The sequence below is a fragment of the Halomonas sp. LBP4 genome (genome assembly GCF_003202205.1).
In the GTDB taxonomy this organism is placed as follows: domain Bacteria; phylum Pseudomonadota; class Gammaproteobacteria; order Pseudomonadales; family Halomonadaceae; genus Halomonas; species Halomonas flagellata.
Genome location: NZ_PDOG01000003.1, coordinates 317,427 through 335,513 on the forward strand (window position 1 = coordinate 317,427; position 18,087 = coordinate 335,513).

Sequence of the window (18,087 nt, forward strand, 5' to 3'; positions counted from 1 at the left end):
GACCTGGCCGGCAGCCCGAGGCTGCCGGCCGTCGCACGTTACGGCAGCCTGCCTGCCGTTGTCATTCCATCGAGAGAATCCTATGCAGACCAACCAACTCCTGGCACTGTTCAGCGGCGCTCTGCTGCTGCTGGGTCTGATAGCCTTCTTCCTGGGGCGTGCCAAGGCGGCGCGGGTGCGCGCCAGCGGCACGGCCATGTATGCCCAGCCCGACCAGTACGCCTGGTTCGCCGTGCTGGCTACCGCCGGGCCGGCCGTCGCGGTGAGCCTCATCGGTGCCTTCGCGATGCTGCTGATGGGGGCCGAGATCCCAACGCCCTACCTGCTGGCCGGCAGCCTGGTGGTGGCCGCGGTGGGCCTGATGGTGGGCATGAACCGGGTGCATCCGGACTTCCACGCCCGGCAGGCCATCGAGCGGGTGATCCGCTGGATCCTGATCGGTGCCGCGCTGATCTCGATCTTCACCACCTTCGGTATCCTCTTCTCCATCGTCTTCGAGGCGCTGCGCTTCTTCCAGATGCACAGCTTCTGGGACTTCATCACCGGCACCGTCTGGAACCCCGGCGCCAGCTTCCTGGCGGCAGCCGGTCGCGCCGATGAAGGGGGGAGTGCCGCCCTGTTCGGTTCGGTGCCGCTGTTCGCCGGCACCTTCATGATCACCGCCATCGCCATGCTGGTGGCGATCCCCATCGGGCTGCTGGCGGCCATCTACATGGCCGAGTTCGCCCCCAAGCGGGTGCGTACCCTGGCCAAGCCCACCCTCGAGGTGCTGGCGGGTATCCCCACCGTGGTCTACGGCTTCTTCGCCGCCATCACCGTGGCGCCGATCATCGTCAACGTCGCCAATGCGCTGGGGCTGGATGCGTCGTTCAACAACGCCGTGGCACCGGGGGTGGTGATGGGCATCATGATCATTCCGTTCATTTCCTCGCTCTCCGACGACGTCATCAATTCGGTGCCCGACAGCATGCGCCAGGGCTCCCTGGCGCTGGGCATGACCAAGGGCGAGACGATTCGCGACGTGGTCATCCCGGCGGCACTTCCCGGCATCATCTCCGCCTCGTTGCTGGCGGTTTCCAGGGCCCTGGGCGAAACCATGATCGTGGTGATGGCGGCCGGCATGCGGCCCAACCTCACCGCCAACCCGCTGGAAGACATGACCACGGTGACGGTGCGCATCGTCGCGGCACTCACCGGTGACCTGGAGTTCGAGAGTGCCGAGACGCTGTCCGCCTTCGCCCTGGGGCTGGTGCTGTTCGGCGTCACCCTGAGCCTGAACCTGGTGTCGGTGCTCATGATCCGCCGCTTCCGCGAGAAGTACCGCGTCAACAACCTGTAACGCCGAGGAATCGCCCGATGAGTCAATCCTTCGACGACATCAGTGCCCAGCTCAAGAGTCGCCACCGCAAGTCGGCGCGGCTGAAGTGGATCTCCATGGGGGCGCTGGGGATGGCCGGCCTGTTCCTGGTGCTCTTCTTCGCCGACATGCTCAGCAAGGGCCTGCCGGCCTTCCAGCAGGCCTACGTGCAGGTGGAGCTGGACTACAACGAGGATGCCACCCGCATGGGGCGTGCGGCCATGGATCCCGAGGTCTCGCGGATCGTCAGCCGCAGCTTCGAACGTCTGATCCCGGGGATGCTGCGCGACGACCCCGACCTGCTCGGCACCCGCGAGCAGCGCTGGGTACTGGCCAACAGCGAGGTGGACCAGTACCTGAAGGGACACCGCAACAAGCTCAGCGAGGCGGAGCGTGAGGTGGTCGACGAGCTGGCCGAGAGCGGCCAGGTGACGTTGAAGTTCAACACCACCTTCTTCTCGCGTGGTGACTCCAAGATGGCCGAGAGCTCGGGCATCCTGGCTGCCGCGGTGGGCACCGTCATGACCATGCTGGTGACCCTGGCCATCGCCTTTCCCATCGGCGTGATGACGGCGGTCTATCTGGAGGAGTTTGCCCCGGACAACCGCCTGACCCAGATCATCGAGATCAACATCAACAACCTGGCGGCGATTCCCTCGATCCTGTTCGGCCTGCTGGGCCTGGCGATCTTCATCAACTTCTTCGGGGTGCCGCGCTCCTCCCCGCTGGTGGGCGGCATGACGCTGGCGCTGATGACGTTGCCGGTGATCATCATCGCCACTCGCACGGCGCTGCGCAGCGTGCCCGACTCGATCCGCCACGCCGCCTTCGGAGTGGGCTGCTCGCGCTGGCAGGTGGTGCGCGACCATGTGCTCCCCCTGGCCATGCCCGGCATCATGACCGGTTCGATCATCGGCCTGGCCCAGGCCATGGGGGAGACGGCCCCCTTGATCATCGTCGGGATGGTGGCCTTCATTCCCGATGTGTCGGCGTCGTTCACCCAGGCCGCCACGGTGCTGCCGGCACAGATCTTCACCTGGGCGGGCGAGCCCGACCGCGCTTTCGTCGAGAAGACCGCCGGCGGCATCCTGGTGCTGCTCTCGATACTGATCTTCCTGAATGCCACCGCCGTGGTACTGCGCAAGAAATTCGAGCGTCGCTGGTGAGCCAGCGCGTCACAGAGGACATCGACATGAACATGCAAACCGCTCCCCGCCATGGCCAGACTCCCGAGGTCGGACAACCGCATACTCGCAATGAAGAGGCCAGCCACGACCTGAGCATCCGGGTCCGCGATCTCAGCCTCTGGTACGGCCAGAGCCAGGCCCTGAAGGGCCTCGACATCGATATCTTCGAGAAGAATGTCACGGCGCTGATCGGTCCCTCGGGCTGTGGCAAGTCGACCTTCCTGCGCTGCCTCAACCGCATGAACGACCTCATCCCCGGGGTGCGTATCGAGGGGCTGGTGGAGATGGACGGTCACGACGTCAACACCGCCAGGATGGACGAGGTGGCCCTGCGTCGCCGGGTGGGCATGGTGTTCCAGAAGCCCAATCCCTTCCCCAAGTCGATCTACGAGAACATCGCCTACGCGCCGCGCATGCACGACCTGGTCAGCCGCAAGGCCGAGCAGGACGAAGTGGTGGAGAAGGCCCTGCGCGACGCCGGCCTGTGGGAGGAAGTGAAGGACAAGCTGCACCAGCCGGGCACCTCGCTCTCGGGTGGCCAGCAGCAGCGCCTGTGCATCGCCCGCGCCATCGCCGTGCAGCCCGACGTCATCCTGATGGACGAGCCCACCTCGGCACTCGACCCGATCTCCACGGCGACCATCGAGGACCTGATGGACAAGCTCAAGCAGCAGTTCACCATCGTCACCGTGACCCACAACATGCAGCAGGCCGCGCGGGTGGCGGACTACACCGCCTTCTTCCACCTGGGCGAGATCATCGAATACAACGACACCAGGACGATGTTCTCCAACCCGGCCACCAAGAAGGCCGAGGACTACATCACCGGCCGCTACGGATAAAGACCTGGCCGTGAGTGAAATGCCGGGACGCCATGGTGTCGTGTCCCGGCCGAAGTAGGCGACGCTGCATGCAGGGCTATCGCAGTTGACTGTAGCGAGGGCCTGCCGGCGGATCAGCCCCGAGCAATGCGGCTATCTGCAATAGCCCTGACGCTGCATGGATCAGGCTGTCACGCAACGGACACGTGCTGATAGTATATATGGAACACCATATATGATCTTGGAGAGGATTCATGTCTCAGCCACTGAGCATCGGTATCAACGGCTTCGGGCGCATCGGCCGCCTGACCCTGCGCGGCCTCTGGCCCCGTGTCGCGTCGGGCGAGGTCGAGGTGGTGCGCATCAACGACCCGGGCGGCGATGCCGCCACCTTCGCCCACCTGCTGGAGTTCGACTCGGTGCACGGCCGCTGGTCGCCGGGGCAGGGCATCGCCGCCGAGGAGGACGCCATTGTCATCGACGGCAAGCGGCTCGGTTTCAGCGCCAACGTTGCCACCACCGACAGCGACTGGTCGGGCTGCGATGTCGTTATCGAGTGCTCCGGCAAGATCAAGACCCGCGAGAAGCTGCAGGCCTACCTGGACCAGGGCGTGGGCCGGGTGGTGGTCAGTGCGCCGGTCAAGGAGGAAGGCGTGCTCAACGTGGTGATGGGCGTCAACGACGACCTGTATGACCCTGCGGCGCATCGCATCGTCACCGCCGCGAGCTGCACCACCAACTGCCTGGCCCCGGCGGTCAAGGTGATCCACGAGACCTTCGGCATCCGCCATGGTTCGATGACCACGGTGCACGACATCACCAACACCCAAGTCATCCTCGATGCCCCCAGCTCTCCCAGTAAACCCGACCTGCGCCGTTCACGGGCCTGCGGCATGAGCCTGATTCCCACCACCACCGGGTCGGCCAAGGCGATCACCGCCATCTTTCCGGAGCTGACCGGCAAGCTGAACGGCCATGCCATCCGCGTGCCCCTGGCCAACGCCTCGCTCACCGACATGGTCTTCGAGCTCGCGCGCGAGGTCACGGTGGAGGAGGTCAATGCGGCGCTCAAGGCCGCCGCCGAGGGCGAACTGTCCGGCATCCTGGGCTTTGAAGAGCGCCCGCTGGTGTCCATCGACTACCGCACCGACCCGCGCAGCTCGATCATCGATGCCCTTTCCACCATGGTGGTGAACGGTACCCAGCTCAAGCTCTACGCCTGGTACGACAACGAGTGGGGCTACGCCAACCGCACCGCCGAGCTGGCCCTGAAGGTGGGGAGTGAGCAGGTGGGAAATGCCTGACGCAGGAGGGCTCGCGAGACGCGTGAAGGCGTTGCCCTTCGAGGTGCGCCAGTACCTGCTGATCACCGGCAACTACTGGGCCTTCACCCTGACCGACGGCGCCCTGCGCATGCTGGTGGTGCTCTATTTCCACCAGCTCGGCTATTCGCCGCTGGAAGTGGCGCTGCTGTTCCTCTTCTACGAGGCCTTCGGTGTGGTCACCAACCTGGTGGGCGGCTGGCTGGGTGCCCGGCTGGGGCTCAACCGCACCATGAACGCCGGCCTGGCCCTGCAGATCGTCGCCCTGGCCATGCTGATGGTGCCCGCCGCGGCGCTCACCGTGCCCTGGGTCATGGCGGCCCAGGCGCTGTCGGGGATCGCCAAGGACCTCAACAAGATGAGCGCCAAGAGTGCGGTCAAGGTGCTGGTGCCCAAGGACAGCCCCGGCGCCCGAAGCGCCCTCTATCGCTGGGTAGCGATCCTCACCGGCTCGAAGAACGCCCTCAAGGGGGCCGGCTTCTTCCTGGGCGGGCTACTGCTGACCCTGATCGGCTTCCGCGGCGCGGTGATCGGCATGGCGGTGATGCTGGCGGCGGTGCTGGCGCTCTCCTTGGTGCGCTTGAAGGCCGACCTGGGCCGCCAGAAGCGCAAGCCGAAGTTCTCCGAAGCCTTCTCCAAGTCCCGGGCCATCAACGTGCTCTCGGCGGCCAGGCTGTGCCTGTTCGCCTCGCGGGACGTCTGGTTCGTGGTGGCCCTGCCGGTCTTTCTCTACGATCAGCACGGCTGGAGCCACTGGACGGTGGGGGGGCTGCTGGCCATCTGGGTGATCGGCTACGGTGGCGTGCAGACCCAGGCGCCGCGTCTCACCGGCCTGGTAAAGGGAGGCGCTCGGGGCATCACGGCGTTCTGGGCCCTGGCGCTGGCCGGCCTGCCGGCGCTGCTGGCCCTGCTGCCCCTGGCCGAGGTGGGCGCCCTGGTGGCGGGGCTGCTCGCCTTCGGTGTGCTGTTCGCCATCAACTCCAGCTGGCACAGCTACCTGATCGTCCACTATGCCCGTGCCGACGGCGTCTCCATGGACGTCGGCTTCTACTACATGGCCAACGCCATGGGCCGGCTGTTGGGCACGTTGCTCTCCGGCTGGCTCTACCAGAGCCAGGGCCTGGCCGCCTGCCTGTGGGTCTCGGCGGCGCTGGTGGCGGCCAGTGCCCTGATGGCCCTGGCGCTGCCGCGGCAGGTCGCATGAGGCAGGGCAATCGCAGTTCTCCAAAGCGAGAGGCGCCGGGGACAGGTCGAAGAGGGGGTCCGATTCCATGGGTGAGGCGGAATCAGAAGAACATCCAGTGAATGTTCTTCCTGCCGAACGGGTTGGCCATGGATGGCCAACCCCGGCCCTGCAAGCGAAGCAGGATGCGAAAGCGCAGCAGGGAATCGGTAGCGCCCAGGGAGGGGTTCACAGCGCCCCCACGCCGACCTGTCGCCGGAACAGCCTCGAGCGTTACCGCCATCTGCGTTAGCCCTGACCGTATGGGCTGGCTGCTGTCGGCCCGTGTAACCTTCCTCTAGAATGGCCCTGATCGATCACCTGTCGTGGAGACCGTCTTGACGTCGCTGGAACCGGTTCGCGTCTTCAAGTGCCTGGGGGAAGAGACCCGGCTGATGCTCGCGCTGCTCATCCTCCGTGAGGGGGAGCTGTGCGTCTGCGAGTTGACCCATGCCCTGGCTCAATCCCAGCCCAAGGTGTCGCGGCATCTGGCGCAACTGCGCAGCTGCGGCCTGCTCAATGACCGCCGCGAGGGGCAGTGGGTCTATTATGGCCTCGAGCCGGCCCTGCCCGACTGGGTGCTGGCGATCCTGGATGCTGCCTTGCAGGGCCAGGTGGAAAGGCTCGATCTGCTGCAGACACGCCTCGATACCATGGGCAACCGGCCCGAGCGGTGCCAGGTCATGTGCTGAGCGATGGCGTCATGGCGCTGCGTCGTTCGCCTCGTGCTGTTCCCCGGGCATCGGCTCGGACAGCGGTGACCCCGACCACCTGTCTCAGCGTGCGGGGGGGCCGGGCTCGCGGTGGGTCTCGAGCTCCAGGAGGCCGCGCAGGGCCAGGAGCCCGAGGAGCGGCCCCGGGAGCAGCCACCACACCACCCAGCTGCCCTGCAGGTTCCAGAGCGAGCTGGTCAGCGAGATGGCGGGGATGGTCAGGGCGAAGCCCACTGCGTTCATCACTGCCAGGGTCGAGCCGATGTGCTCGCGTGGGGCGGTGGCCGCGGCCAGGGCCGAGAACTGCGGCGAGTCGGCGATCACGGTCAGCCCCCAGAGGGCGAGCAGCACCAGCAGCAGCCCGGGCGGGGCCCAGGGCAGCAGCGGGTAGGCCAGGCAGATCAGCCCGGAGGTGGCCAGGGCCCGACGTGCCACCCAGAGGCTGCCCCGCCGACGGCTCAGCCTCCCGCCGCCCACGCAGCCGATGAGCCCCAGGGCGATGACGCTGAACGACAGCCAGGGGATCCACGCATCCGGTGCGTCAAGCCGAGTCACTTCCCTGGCGACCAGGAAGGGCGTCAGCGTCCAGAAGGCGTAGAGCTCCCAGCAGTGGCCGAAGTAGCCGCCGGCCACGGCACGAAAGCGCCGCTCGCGCAGGGCGGCGAGACCATCGAGCAGTCGAACCTTGCCGCCCGGCGGGGGCAGGTGGGGGCCGTCGCCCAGGGCGAGGATCATCGCACCGCCCACCAGGGCCAGGGTCGAGGCGCCGAGCAGCGGCCACTCCCAGGGCAGGCTCAGGGTGGAGCCCCGCAGCAGGTGGGGCAGGGCGGTGCCCAGGGTCAGCATGCCCACCAGCCAGGCCAGTGCCGCGCCGGTGTGCCTTGGCGTCCAGCCGATCACCAGCTTCATGCCCAGCGGGTAGATACCGGCCAGGCAGAGGCCGGTCGCGAAGCGCAGCAGCAGGTCGAGGGGGGGATGGGCCGCCACCAGCACGAAACCGCCATTGGTCAGGGCGCCGGCCAGGCAGGAGGCGGCGAAGATGCGGCTGGCGCGGAAGCGGTCGGCGAGCCCGGTGGCGGCGATGAACAGGGTGCCGGCGATGAAGCCCGCCTGCACGGTCAGGGTCAGTCGGCCCAGGTCGGCCTCGGACAACCCCAGGTCACGCGACAGCGACAGCCCCACGCCGTTGACGCTGAACCACAGCGAGGTGCCGCAGAGCTGGGCGAGGACGATGATGAGGAGGGGATGGCGTTGCCACCAGGAAGCATTCATTCGTGCATCCTTGACCGTGGGCGTCGGCAGGGCAAGGCGACGAAAGCCGTAGCGCGGCCCGATCAGGTCTCCGCCGGGGCGGGAAAGCGGTGGCGGGTGGCGTTGGCGATCCGCACCAGCGCCAGCATCAGCGGCACCTCCACCAGTACGCCCACCACCGTCGCCAGCGCCGCGCCGGACTGCAGGCCGAACAGCGCGATGGCGGCGGCCACTGCCAGCTCGAAGAAGTTGCTGGCGCCGATCATCGCCCCGGGGGCGGCGACGTTGTGGGGCACCTTCCAGGCCCTGGCCCAGCCATAGGCGATGAAGAAGATCAGGAAGGTCTGGAGGATCAGCGGGATGGCGATCAGCACGATATGCAGCGGCGCCTCGAGGATCACCTCTCCCTGAAAGGCGAACAGCAGCACCAGGGTAATGATGAGTCCAACAGGGGTTACTGGACCTACGCGCTTCATGAAGACGTTGTCGTACCATTCGGGGCCGTGGCGGGCGATCAGAGTGCGGCGGGTCAGGTAGCCGGCGGCCAAGGGAATCACGATGTAGAGCACTACCGACAGGGCGACCGTGTCCCAGGGCACCTGGATGTTCGACACGCCGAGCAGGAAGACCACGATGGGGGCGAAGGCGAACAGCATGATCAGGTCGTTGAGCGCTACCTGCACCAGGGTGTAGGCGGCATCGCCACGGGTCAGGAAGCTCCACACGAAGACCATGGCGGTGCAGGGCGCCGCGCCGAGCAGGATGGCGCCGGCCAGGTACTGGCTGGCCAGTTCCTGTGGAATGAACGGGCGAAAGATCGCCATCAGGAACAGCCAGGCGATGGCGAACATGGTGAAGGGCTTGATCAGCCAGTTCACCGTGGTGGTGATGATCAGCCCCTTCGGTTGGCGGCGCACGCCGAGCACGGCGGCGAAGTCGATCTGCGCCATCATCGGGAAGATCATCGCCCAGATCAGCACCGCCACCGGGATCGACACCTGGGCGACCTCGAAGCGCGACAGGGTCTCGGGAATCGCTGGGGCGAACTGGCCGAGCAGCACGCCGGCGGCGATGGCCAGCGCCACCCAGAGGGAGAGAAAGCGTTCGAACAGGCCCATGCCCTCGGCGGAACTCGGCGCTGTCGTGCTGGAGCGGGTCGTCATGGGAGTTTCCGGCGGTCGTCGGAAAGAAGTGCGATCAGAATATATGTTTTTCCATATGTCTTCAATCGGTCGGTCCGTCGTGCTATATCGATCCCAGGCCGCTGCTATGATCGGTCAGGCATGCCACGTCGCCGTCATCGGGAGGCTCCTTGTCCGTCAACGACTCGTCCGTCACCGGTCTCCTGCGACTCGCTCGACTGGGGGTCGGTGAGCTTGAGGGTGTCGACCTGGCCGTCGAGCCCGGCGAGATACTCTGCCTCTCCGGGGCCAGCGGCTCGGGCAAGAGCCGCCTGCTGCGCGCCGTCGCCGACCTGGAGCCTCACCGGGGCGAGGTGTGGCTGGGCGAGCTGGCCCAGTCGGCGGTGCCGGGCCACCGCTGGCGCCGGCGGGTGATGCTGGTGCCGGCGGAGAGCCACTGGTGGGCCGACAGCGTCGGCGAGCACCTTGCCGAGCCCGATGTCCGCGATCTCGAGGCCCTGGGGTTCGACCGGGAGGTGCTGGAGTGGCAGGTGAGCCGGCTCTCGTCGGGCGAGAAGCAGCGCCTGGCACTGCTGCGGGCGCTGTGTTGCGAGCCGTCGGCGCTGCTGCTCGACGAGCCCACCGCCAATCTCGATGACGCCACCAGCCGCCGTGTCGAGACCTGGCTGGTGGAGCGGGTCCACGAGCGGGGCTGGCCGGTGATCTGGGTCGCCCACGACCGCGCACAGATCGGCCGGGTGGCGAAGCGTCACCTGCGGATCCTCGACAGCCGGCTGGTGGAAGAGGAGCAGGCCGCATGGACGTGATCGCGCTCTCCTGGTGGCAACTGGCCCTGGCGGCGCTGATGGTGGTGGCGCTGGCCGCCTGCACGGCGGTGGCGCGACTGGGCATGAGCCGCAGCCTGCTCGTCGCCGCGGCGCGCACCGTGATCCAGCTGGCGCTGGTCGGCCTGGTGCTCGAGGCGCTGTTCGCGGCAGAGCGGCTGCACTGGGTGGCGTTGATGGCACTGGCCATGCTGCTGATCGCCGGGCGCGAGGTAATGGCACGCCAGAAGCGCCGGCTGCTCGGCGGCTGGGCCTTCGGCATCGGCACGGTGGCGATGTTCCTGTCATCGTTCACCGTCACCGTGCTGACCCTGACGGTGATCATCGGCCCCGAGCCCTGGTACCGGCCCCAGTACGCCATCCCGCTGCTGGGCATGATGCTCGGCAACACCATGACCGGGGTGGCGCTGGCGCTCGATCGTCTCACCGAGACCGCCTGGCGTCAGCGCGCGGTGATCGAGAACCGCCTGATGCTCGGCCAGCGCTGGCAGGAGGCGATCGGTGACATCCGCCGCGAGGCGATGCGCAGCGGCCTGATGCCGATGATCAACGCCATGGCCGCCGCCGGGGTGGTCAGCCTGCCGGGGATGATGACCGGCCAGATACTCGCCGGCAGCCCACCGGCGCTGGCGGTGAAGTACCAGATCCTGATCATGTTCACCATCACCCTGGGCACCGGCTTCGGCACCCTGGCGGCGGTGGCGGCGGGCAGCCGCCGGCTGTTCGACGGGCGTGAGCGGCTGCGCCTGGATCGCCTGGCCGTGCCGCGCCAATAGGTGCGCCCGCCTCCCTGCCAGGGGAGGCGGGCGCCGTCATGGCCGGCAGTGCTCGAGGGATCAGTCGACCAGCTCGACCGCCACCGCGGTGGCCTCGCCGCCGCCGATGCACAGGCTGGCGATGCCGCGCTTGCCGCCCCTGGTGCGCAGGGCATGGATCAGGGTGGCAATGATCCGCGAGCCGGTGGAGCCGATGGGGTGACCCTGGGCGCAGGCGCCACCGAAGACGTTGACCTTGTCGTGGGGGATGTCGAGCCCGTCCATGGCCAGCAGGGTGACCACGGCGAAGGCCTCGTTGATCTCGAACAGGTCGACGTCCTTCACGCTCCAGTCGAGCTTCTTCAGCAGCTTGTCGATGGCCCCCACCGGGGCGATGGTGAACTCGCTGGGGTGCTGGGAGTGGGTGCTGTGGCCGAGCATCCGCGCGATGGGCCTGGCGCCATGCCGGTCCGCCGCCGCCTGGCTGGCCAGGATCAGCGCCGAGGCACCGTCGGAAATCGAGCTGGAGTTGGCGGCAGTGATGGTGCCCTCCTTGGCGAAGGCCGGGCGCAGCGAGCGTACCTTGTCGAGCTTGGCCTGGAAGGGCTGTTCGTCGTGATTCACCACGCTCTCGCCCTGGCGGCCGGTGACCGTGACCGGGACCATTTCGGCGTCCAGGTGGCCGGCGTTGGTGGCCGCCATGGCGCGCTCCAGCGAGGCGATGGCGAAGTCGTCCAGCCGCTCGCGGCTGTAGTCGCGGGCGCTGGCGACCTCCTGGGCGAAGACCCCCATCAGCTTGCCGGTCTCGGCGTCCTCCAGGCCGTCGAGGAACATATGGTCCTTCAGTTCCCCATGGCCCAGGCGATAGCCGGTACGGGCCCTGGTCAGTACATGGGGGGCGTTGGACATGGACTCCATGCCGCCGGCCAGCAGGATCTCGCCGCTGCCGGCGCGGATCAGGTCGTGGGCCAGCATGGTGGCCTTCATGCCCGAGCCGCACAGCTTGTTGATGGTGGTGGCGCCGATGCCATCGGCGATGCCGGCCTGACGCATGGCCTGGCGGGCCGGGCCCTGCTTGACGCCGGCCGGCAGCACGCAGCCCAGGATGCCCTCGTCGATGACATCGGGTGCGATGCCGGCGCGCTCGATGGCGGCGCGGATGGCGGCGGCCCCCAGCTGCGGGGCGGTGAGGCTGGCGAGGCTGCCCAGCATCCCGCCCATGGGGGTGCGGGCGGCGGAGAGGAAGACGATATCGTTGGACTGGCTCATGGTGGGTACTCCCGGAGTAGCAGTGCGAGTGGTGCGATTATCGTTATACGAGTTGCCGGCCCGTGGGGCAGGGCGCGTTGACCTGTCGTCGGGGCTGTGGTTTTCTCAGGGTCAACCAAGCAAGCGCTAGTGTAAACGTCGATGAATGTAATGAATGACTCCCCGCGCCGCAAGGAACTCACTCGCCAGGCCGCCCAGCTGTTCGTCCAGGAGGGCTTCGACCGGACCACGGTGCGCATGCTGGCCCAGGAGATGGGCATCAAGTCCGGCAGCCTCTTCCATCATTTCCGCGACAAGCAGGAGATCCTCGCCGCGGTGATCGAGGAGGGCACCCAGAACGCCCTGGCCATCGCACGCGAGACCCTTCAACAGTGCGACAGCACGCCCGAGGCGCGGTTGCATGCGATGGCCCGCGCTCACCTCGAGACCCTGCTCACCGACCGCAACGCCCATGTGGTGGCACTCTACGAGTGGCGTCGCCTCGACACCGAGGCCAGGGACCACCTGAGCCACCTGCGTGACGCCTACGAGGCACTGTGGGAGCAGGTCATCGACGAGGCCCTGGCCGCCGGGCTGATCCATGGCGATCGTTTCCTGGTGTCGCGCTTCGTCATGGGCGCGCTCAACTGGACGGTGCGCTGGTACGACCCCTCGGGGCCTCGCTCGCCGGAGGACCTGGCCCGCGAGCTGGTCGCCATGATCTCTTCTCCCGCCGCTTGATGTCCCGGGCGGGCCCGGCGGTTCGCCACGCTCGACCATCGTCTAGTCCCTTCTTCCCGTTCGGGGGTTGCCCCCGTCCACGAGAGCCTCTAGCTTGTACCTAGCGCTTGCTAGGTTGACGCTTACGTCAACTGCATCTAACCAGAAAGTTGGCGCGCACGCCAGCGCCACGGGATCACGACCAAGGCTTCACCCGTTCGCCGACATTCTCAGCCGACAACAAGCACAAGCATCCGTGAGGGCATGACATGAGCACAGCGACGACTCCCGAGTACCGGACCTATCTCGAGACCTTCAGCGTGGATGACGTCATCGCGCGGCTGGACGATCATCGCGACGGCAAGTTCAACGCCTTCGAGTCCTGCTGTGGGCGCCACCTGCGTGCCGGCCGCGGCGATGTCCTGGCCCTGGTGCACGAGGACACCGAGGGCCGGGTCAACAAGCTGACCTACGCCGAGCTGGAGGCCGAGAGTGCCCGGCTGGCCGGCTGGTTCGCCGCGCGTGGCCTGGGCGTGGGCGACCGCATCGCCTGCATGCTGCCGCGCTCGCCGCAGCTGCTGGTGGCAGTGCTCGCCACCTGGCGCATCGGGGCCGTCTACCAGCCGCTGTTCACCGCCTTCGGCCCGGACGCCGTGGACTACCGCCTGGGGCGTGCCGACACCCAACTGGTGATCACCGATCACGCCAATCGCTTCAAGTTCGACGGCCTGACCCGGTGCCCGCCGGTGCTCGCCGTGGGCGGCCCGAGCGCCGAGCACGGCGACGACCTGGACTGGGCCGAGGCGCTCGCCCAGGCGCCGATCGAGGCGACGCCGCCGCGCCTGGCGCCCGAGGCCCCCTTCCTGCAGATGTTCACCTCCGGCACCGTGGGCAAGCCCAAGGGCGTGGCGGTGCCACTGGCCGGCATGCCGGCCTTCGCGCTCTACATGGAACTGGCCATCGACCTGCGCGAGGACGACCGCTTCTGGAACATGGCCGACCCGGGCTGGGCCTATGGCCTCTACTACGCCATCGCCGGGCCGCTGCTGCTGGGCGTGACCACCCACTTCTGCGAGGCGGGCTTCAGCGCCGAAGGGGCGCTGGCCTTCATGAGGCGCCATCGCATCACCAACTTCGCCGCCGCCCCCACCGCCTATCGGCTGATGAAGGCTTCGGGCCTGTTCGACAGCGCCCACGAGACCCTCGAGCTGCGCGTGGCGAGCTCCGCTGGCGAGCCGCTCAACACCGAGGTGGTGACCTGGGTCGAGCGCGCCCTGGGCTGCCCGGTGATGGACCACTACGGCCAGACCGAAACCGGCATGACCTGCAACAACCACCATGCCCTCGGCCACCCCAAGCACGTCGGGGCCATGGGCGTGCCGATGCCCGGCTACCGCCTGGCGATCCTCGATGCCGAGTACAACGAGCTGCCCCCGGGCGAGCCGGGCGTGCTGGCAGTGGATATCGCCAATTCCCCGGCGCACTTCTTCGCCGGCTACACCTGGCAGGAGAAGCACCCCTTCGCCGCGGGCTACTACCTGACCGGTGACGTGGTGATCCGCAACGACGACGGCACCTTCCAGTTCGCCGGCCGTGACGACGACATCATCACCACCGCGGGCTACCGGGTCGGCCCCACCGACGTGGAAAACTCGGTGATGACCCACCCCGCGGTGGCGGAATCCGCCGCCGTGGGCCAGCCTGACGAGATCCGCGGCGAGATCATCAAGTCCTACGTGGTGCTGCGCGAGGGCTTCGAGGCAAGCGACGAGCTGGCCGACGAGATCCGCCAGCAGGTACGCGAGCGCCTCTCGACCCACGCCTTCCCGCGGGTGATCGAGTTCGTCGATGCGCTGCCCAAGACGCCCAGCGGCAAGATCCAGCGCTTCAAGCTGCGCGCCGACGCCGCCGAGAAGGCGGAAGCGGCCCCAGCCAAATGACGACCCTGAGGAAATCAACATGCAAGTGAAGGACAACACCTTCCTGATCACCGGTGCCGCCTCCGGGCTGGGGGCGGCCACCGCCGAGCGCCTGGTCGCCGGTGGCGCTCGAGTGGTGCTCTGCGACCTGAGCGACGCCGTCGAGGCCCACGCCGCGACGCTCGGCGACGCCGCCCGGGCGGTGCGCGGCGACGTCACCTCGGGCGACGATATCCAGGCCGCCATCGATGCCGCCGTTGAGCTCAGCGGCGGCCGTGGCCTGGCCGGCGTGGTGCACTGCGCCGGCGTGGTCAGCGTGGCCAAGCTGGTCGACCGCGAGGGCAATCCCGCCGACCTCGATGCCTACGCCCACACCATCCAGATCAACCTGGTGGGCACCTTCAACGTGATGCGCCTGGCCGCCGCGGCCATGGCGAAGAATGCCCCCGGCGAGGACGGCGAGCGCGGGGTGATCGTCAACACCGCCTCGGTCGCCGCCTTCGATGGCCAGGTGGGGCAGTGCGCCTACAGCGCCTCCAAGGCCGGGGTGGTGGGCATGAGCCTGCCGGCGGCCCGGGAGCTCTCGCGCCATGGCATCCGGGTGATGGCCATCGCCCCCGGGGTGTTCGAGACGCCGATGATGAGCGAGATTCCCGACGAGGCCGCCCAGGCCCTGGCCGCCGCCGTGCCCTTCCCCAAGCGGTTGGGCAAGCCCGACGAGTTCGCCCGCCTGGCCGAGCAGATCGTCACCAACCCCATGCTCAACGGCGAGGTGATCCGCCTGGACGGCGGCATTCGCATGCAATGACCGGCTCCACCGGGAGCTATAAACCTTAGGCTGTGAGCTTTAAGAGGGAAGAGGGAAGAGGGAAGAGGGAAGAGGGAGGTGAGGATAGGGGTTCTTCTTCCCTCTTCCAGCCGCGAAGCGCCGCTCTTCCTTCTTTCGTCTCGACACTGAAACGAACGCTTGACTGGCTTGCTCCGTAGGCGTAATTTCAAACACATGTTTGAAAGCGGCCGGCGCCGCTCTCACTCACCCGACTCCAGGCGACCTTTTGTGGAGAGTAGAGATGCCCGACTATCAGCCCCCCCTGCGCGACCTGCGCTTCGTGATGGACGAGATGCTGGACTACCCGGCCCACTACGCCCGCCTGCCCGGCGGCGAGGAGGCCTCGCCCGACGTGGTCGCCGCCATCCTCGAGGAGGGCGCGCGCTTCACCCGCGAAGTGCTGCTGCCGCTGAACCAGAGCGGTGACCGGGAGGGTTGCCTGCTGGAGGGTGGCGAGGTCAAGGCGCCCAAGGGCTTCAGGGAGGCGTACCAGCAGTACGTGGAGGGCGGCTGGCCGAGCCTGGCCGCCGACCCCGAGCACGGCGGGCAGGGGCTGCCGCATTCGCTGGCAATGGTGCTCTCGGAGATGATCTGCGCCACCAACCTCGCATGGGGGATGTACCCGGGGCTCTCCCACGGCGCCGCCGACGCCCTGCGCCACCACGGTACCGAGGAGCAGCGGGCCACCTACCTGACCAAGCTGGTGGAAGGCGTGTGGACCGGCACCATGTGCCTGACCGAGCCACACTGCGGGACCGACCTGGGCCTGATCAAGACCCGTGCGGTGCCCAATGACGACGGCAGCCATGCCGTGACGGGGACGAAGATCTTTATCTCCGCCGGCGAGCACGACCTGGCCGAGAACATCGTCCACCTGGTGCTGGCCAAGCTGCCGGACGCCCCGGAGGGCTCGAAGGGCATTTCGCTATTCGTGGTGCCCAAATATCTGCCGACCGAGACGGGTGAGCCCGGCGAGCGCAACGGCGTGGTGTGCGGCTCGCTGGAGCACAAGATGGGCATCCACGGCAACGCCACCTGCGTGATGAACTTCGACGCCGCCAGGGGGTTCCTGGTGGGCCCGCCCAACAAGGGCCTGGCCTGCATGTTCACCATGATGAACGCCGCCCGCCTGGGCGTCGGCATCCAGGGCCTGGGCCTGGCCGAGGCGAGCTTCCAGAACGCCCTGGCCTATGCCCGCGACCGGTTGCAGATGCGCGCGCTGGATGGTCCCCAGGCCCCCGAGAAGCCCGCCGACCCGATCATTGTCCATCCGGACGTGCGCCGCATGCTGCTGACCCAGAAGGCCTTCGCCGAGGGCGGCCGGATGCTGGTGCTCTACACCGCCCAGATGCTGGACATCGTCGAGCATGGCCAGGACGCCGCCGAGCGCGAACGGGCCGAGACCCTGCTGGGCCTGCTGACCCCCATCGTCAAGGCCTTCCTCACCGAGGTCGGCTTCGAGGCGACGAATGAAGGTGTTCAAGTCTTTGGTGGGCACGGCTTCATTCAGGAGTGGGGCATGGAGCAGCTGGTGCGCGATGCGCGCATCACCCGCCTCTACGAGGGCACCACCGGCATCCAGGCCCTCGACCTGCTGGGCCGCAAGGTACTGATGAACCAGGGCGAGAGCCTTAAGGTCTTCACCCGGGAGATCCACAAGTTCTGCCAGGCCGAGGAGGGCAGCAGCGAGCTGGCCGAGTTCGTGAAGCCGCTGGCGGTGCTCAACGCCGAGTGGGGCGAGCTGACCATGGGGGTGGGCATGAAGGCCATGCAGGACCGCGAGGAAGTGGGCGCGGCCAGCGTCGACTACCTGATGTACGCCGGCTACGTGACCCTGGCCTACCTGTTCGCCCGGGCGGCGAAGCAGGCCAGGGAGGCGCTCGCCGCCGGCAGCGACGATGCCGACTTCTACCGGGCCAAGCTCGACACCGTGCGCTTCTACTTCCAGCGCCTGCTGCCGCGCACCCGCGCCCACGCCGCCATGATCCAGGCTGGCGCCGGCTCGTTGATGGCGCTCTCCAGCGAAGACTTCGGCCGCGGCTTCGAGATCTGACGGTGCGTCGACACGACGACTGACTGCGGTGCGCGTCCCGTCACGCAGCGTACTTGCGCCGATGGAGTTCGCGCACCTGCTGGTCCAGCCCGGGCACCGGTCCCTCGACCTCCAGGCCGGGCACGACCTCCCGGATCGGCAGGGGGCGTACCGGCGGCGGGGGCGTGCCGAACTCCTCCAGCCAGCCGACGAACTGTGCCGCCGAGCTGGCGTAGACGATGCGGCCCAGGCCGACCCAGCCATGTGCGGCGGCGCACATCGGGCAGTGCTCGCCGGAGGTGTAGACGGTGGCGGCGGCTCGCTGCTCGGGGGTGAGGTGCTCGGCGGCCCAGCGGGCCAGGGCGAATTCCGGGTGGCGGGTGCTGTCGCCGCTGGCGGTACGATTGTGGTCCTCGGCCAGCACCGTGCCGTCGGCGCCGACCAGCACCGAGCCGAAGGGCTCGTCCCCGGTCTCCAGGGCCTCTTCCGCCAGGGCCACGCAGTGCCTCAGGTGCTGCATGTCCGTCTCGTCGATCATTCGGCTCTCCTCCGTGCTATTCCTGTCCGCGCTGCTAGGCAGGCAAATGTGCCCGCCTCCGAGCTGCACTATAGCCTGCGCCGCAGGGAAGCGGGACACATCGCCATCTCCCCAGGGCTATCGCAGATGGCGGTAACGCTCGAGGCTGTTCCGGCGACAGGTCGGCGAGGGGGCGCTGTGAACCCCTCCCTGGGCGCTACCGATTCC

General features: G+C 67.9%; 16 protein-coding genes. 12 read left to right on the forward strand and 4 right to left on the reverse strand.

The features are described from left to right. The first annotated feature begins 82 nt into the window (after nucleotides 1-82). The 6 genes from pstC to CR157_RS11905 all read left to right on the forward strand — a co-directional run bounded on the left by pstC (nucleotide 83) and on the right by CR157_RS11905 (nucleotide 6,601). The gene (gene pstC, locus CR157_RS11880) at nucleotides 83-1,339 is read left to right on the forward strand and encodes a phosphate ABC transporter permease subunit PstC (RefSeq protein WP_110283743.1); all 1,257 of its coding nucleotides are present in this window, start codon (nucleotides 83-85) and stop codon (nucleotides 1,337-1,339) included. A 17-nt stretch (nucleotides 1,340-1,356) separates the two neighbouring features. Continuing rightward, nucleotides 1,357-2,523 (forward strand): phosphate ABC transporter permease PstA, encoded by a 1,167-nt coding sequence (pstA, locus tag CR157_RS11885; protein ID WP_110283744.1) that lies wholly within the window; start codon nucleotides 1,357-1,359, stop codon nucleotides 2,521-2,523. Nucleotides 2,524-2,555: 32 nt separating this feature from the next. Continuing rightward, entirely contained in the window at nucleotides 2,556-3,386 is an 831-nt protein-coding gene (pstB, locus tag CR157_RS11890; protein ID WP_181422063.1) for a phosphate ABC transporter ATP-binding protein PstB, read from the forward strand. Between the two features lie 233 nt (nucleotides 3,387-3,619). After that, a complete protein-coding gene (locus CR157_RS11895; protein WP_110283746.1) occupies nucleotides 3,620-4,669 on the forward strand; it encodes an ArsJ-associated glyceraldehyde-3-phosphate dehydrogenase in 1,050 nt (349 codons plus the stop codon). Further along, nucleotides 4,662-5,891: an organoarsenical effux MFS transporter ArsJ gene (gene arsJ / locus CR157_RS11900; RefSeq protein WP_110283747.1), complete on the forward strand. Its 1,230-nt coding sequence runs from the start codon at nucleotides 4,662-4,664 to the stop codon at nucleotides 5,889-5,891. Before CR157_RS11895 ends, arsJ begins: the two co-directional genes overlap by 8 nt. A gap of 356 nt (nucleotides 5,892-6,247) precedes the next feature. Beyond that, nucleotides 6,248-6,601, forward strand: a complete 354-nt coding sequence (locus CR157_RS11905; RefSeq protein WP_110283748.1) for a metalloregulator ArsR/SmtB family transcription factor — start codon at nucleotides 6,248-6,250, stop codon at nucleotides 6,599-6,601. An 84-nt stretch (nucleotides 6,602-6,685) separates the two neighbouring features. Here CR157_RS11905 and CR157_RS11910 read toward each other — a convergent pair whose 3' ends face one another. Together CR157_RS11910 and arsB are read right to left on the reverse strand one after the other, a co-directional pair. Continuing rightward, nucleotides 6,686-7,894, reverse strand: a complete 1,209-nt coding sequence (locus CR157_RS11910) for an MFS transporter (protein WP_110283749.1) — start codon at nucleotides 7,892-7,894, stop codon at nucleotides 6,686-6,688. A gap of 62 nt (nucleotides 7,895-7,956) precedes the next feature. Next, complete coding sequence (gene arsB / locus CR157_RS11915) at nucleotides 7,957-9,036, reverse strand: ACR3 family arsenite efflux transporter (protein WP_258364144.1); 1,080 nt, start codon at nucleotides 9,034-9,036, stop codon at nucleotides 7,957-7,959. Nucleotides 9,037-9,185: 149 nt separating this feature from the next. On the opposite strand from arsB, the gene CR157_RS11920 reads away from it, so the two are divergent. Together CR157_RS11920 and CR157_RS11925 are read left to right on the forward strand one after the other, a co-directional pair. Continuing rightward, on the forward strand, nucleotides 9,186-9,821 hold the full coding sequence (locus CR157_RS11920) for an ABC transporter ATP-binding protein (protein WP_181422046.1): 636 nt from the start codon (nucleotides 9,186-9,188) through the stop codon (nucleotides 9,819-9,821). After that, nucleotides 9,812-10,615, forward strand: a complete 804-nt coding sequence (locus CR157_RS11925) for an ABC transporter permease (RefSeq protein ID WP_110283750.1) — start codon at nucleotides 9,812-9,814, stop codon at nucleotides 10,613-10,615. The genes CR157_RS11920 and CR157_RS11925 overlap by 10 nt, the downstream gene beginning before the upstream one ends. 60 nt (nucleotides 10,616-10,675) lie before the next feature. On the opposite strand, the gene CR157_RS11930 is transcribed toward CR157_RS11925, so the two are convergent. Next, a complete protein-coding gene (locus tag CR157_RS11930; protein WP_110283751.1) occupies nucleotides 10,676-11,863 on the reverse strand; it encodes an acetyl-CoA C-acyltransferase in 1,188 nt (395 codons plus the stop codon). 150 nt (nucleotides 11,864-12,013) lie between these two features. On the opposite strand from CR157_RS11930, the gene CR157_RS11935 reads away from it, so the two are divergent. From CR157_RS11935 to CR157_RS11950, 4 genes are all read left to right on the forward strand, one after another. After that, on the forward strand, nucleotides 12,014-12,583 hold the full coding sequence (locus CR157_RS11935; protein ID WP_110283752.1) for a TetR/AcrR family transcriptional regulator: 570 nt from the start codon (nucleotides 12,014-12,016) through the stop codon (nucleotides 12,581-12,583). Between the two features lie 248 nt (nucleotides 12,584-12,831). Next, a complete protein-coding gene (locus tag CR157_RS11940; RefSeq protein ID WP_110283753.1) occupies nucleotides 12,832-14,502 on the forward strand; it encodes an AMP-binding protein in 1,671 nt (556 codons plus the stop codon). Between the two features lie 19 nt (nucleotides 14,503-14,521). After that, on the forward strand, nucleotides 14,522-15,289 hold the full coding sequence (locus CR157_RS11945; RefSeq protein ID WP_110283754.1) for an SDR family NAD(P)-dependent oxidoreductase: 768 nt from the start codon (nucleotides 14,522-14,524) through the stop codon (nucleotides 15,287-15,289). A 262-nt stretch (nucleotides 15,290-15,551) separates the two neighbouring features. Next, nucleotides 15,552-17,363, forward strand: coding sequence for an acyl-CoA dehydrogenase C-terminal domain-containing protein (locus tag CR157_RS11950; protein WP_110283755.1), 1,812 nt, complete (start codon nucleotides 15,552-15,554; stop codon nucleotides 17,361-17,363). Between the two features lie 40 nt (nucleotides 17,364-17,403). Here the strand turns inward: CR157_RS11950 and CR157_RS11955 are convergent, their stop codons facing one another. After that, nucleotides 17,404-17,880, reverse strand: coding sequence for a nucleoside deaminase (locus CR157_RS11955; protein WP_110283756.1), 477 nt, complete (start codon nucleotides 17,878-17,880; stop codon nucleotides 17,404-17,406). Between the last annotated feature and the right edge of the window lie 207 nt (nucleotides 17,881-18,087).

Bases quoted from the DNA above. Each gene is read 5' to 3' on its own strand.
- pstC (WP_110283743.1), top strand. From the start codon at position 83: ATGCAGACCAACCAACTCCTGGCACTGTTCAGCGGCGCTCTGCTGCTG.
- pstA (WP_110283744.1), top strand. From the start codon at position 1,357: ATGAGTCAATCCTTCGACGACATCAGTGCCCAGCTCAAGAGTCGCCAC.
- pstB (WP_181422063.1), top strand. From the start codon at position 2,556: ATGCAAACCGCTCCCCGCCATGGCCAGACTCCCGAGGTCGGACAACCG.
- CR157_RS11895 (WP_110283746.1), top strand. From the start codon at position 3,620: ATGTCTCAGCCACTGAGCATCGGTATCAACGGCTTCGGGCGCATCGGC.
- arsJ (WP_110283747.1), top strand. From the start codon at position 4,662: ATGCCTGACGCAGGAGGGCTCGCGAGACGCGTGAAGGCGTTGCCCTTC.
- CR157_RS11910 (WP_110283749.1), bottom strand. From the start codon at position 7,894: ATGAATGCTTCCTGGTGGCAACGCCATCCCCTCCTCATCATCGTCCTC.
- arsB (WP_258364144.1), bottom strand. From the start codon at position 9,036: ATGACGACCCGCTCCAGCACGACAGCGCCGAGTTCCGCCGAGGGCATG.
- CR157_RS11925 (WP_110283750.1), top strand. From the start codon at position 9,812: ATGGACGTGATCGCGCTCTCCTGGTGGCAACTGGCCCTGGCGGCGCTG.
- CR157_RS11930 (WP_110283751.1), bottom strand. From the start codon at position 11,863: ATGAGCCAGTCCAACGATATCGTCTTCCTCTCCGCCGCCCGCACCCCC.
- CR157_RS11935 (WP_110283752.1), top strand. From the start codon at position 12,014: ATGAATGACTCCCCGCGCCGCAAGGAACTCACTCGCCAGGCCGCCCAG.
- CR157_RS11940 (WP_110283753.1), top strand. From the start codon at position 12,832: ATGAGCACAGCGACGACTCCCGAGTACCGGACCTATCTCGAGACCTTC.
- CR157_RS11945 (WP_110283754.1), top strand. From the start codon at position 14,522: ATGCAAGTGAAGGACAACACCTTCCTGATCACCGGTGCCGCCTCCGGG.
- CR157_RS11950 (WP_110283755.1), top strand. From the start codon at position 15,552: ATGCCCGACTATCAGCCCCCCCTGCGCGACCTGCGCTTCGTGATGGAC.
- CR157_RS11955 (WP_110283756.1), bottom strand. From the start codon at position 17,880: ATGATCGACGAGACGGACATGCAGCACCTGAGGCACTGCGTGGCCCTG.